We start from the raw sequence: 489 nt of genomic DNA on the forward strand, positions 1-489 counted from the left end.
GGGGCCGCTTCGTCGACGACTATCGCCACGCCTGGCGTATCGTCGAGATGGCCGATCGGCCCAACCTGGGGACGTGCCTCGACAGCTTCCACATCCTCTCGCGCGGGCACGATCCCTCCGCGATCGAGGACATCCCCGGTGAGAAGATCTTCTTCCTCCAGCTGGCCGACGCTCCGGCGCTCGACATGGACGTCCTCTCGTGGAGCCGTCACCACCGCCTCTTCCCCGGCGAGGGCAGCTTCGACCTGACGGCCTTCCTCGGGCATGTGCTGCGCGCCGGGTACGCCGGCCCGCTTTCGCTCGAGGTCTTCAACGACACGTTCCGCCAGACCGACGTGGTCCGCACCGCCGCCCACGCCCGCCGCTCGCTGACCTGGCTGGCCGACCGCACCGCGGAGGCCGCCGGCTGGAGCACCGATCGCCTGACCGCTGCAGCAGCGCCGCTGGCCGCCGACTTCGTCGAGTTCAAGGGCGAGAACCTCGGCCCGC

At 70.6% G+C, this 489-nt stretch carries 1 protein-coding gene; it reads left to right on the top strand.

From position 1 onward, the window contains the following. Nucleotides 1-489, top strand: a 489-nt coding sequence (locus D9V41_RS16260; protein WP_133434234.1) for a sugar phosphate isomerase/epimerase family protein, incomplete at both ends; no start/stop codon positions are given.

The sequence above is a fragment of the Aeromicrobium phragmitis genome, assembly GCF_003674095.1.
Lineage (GTDB): Bacteria > Actinomycetota > Actinomycetes > Propionibacteriales > Nocardioidaceae > Aeromicrobium > Aeromicrobium phragmitis.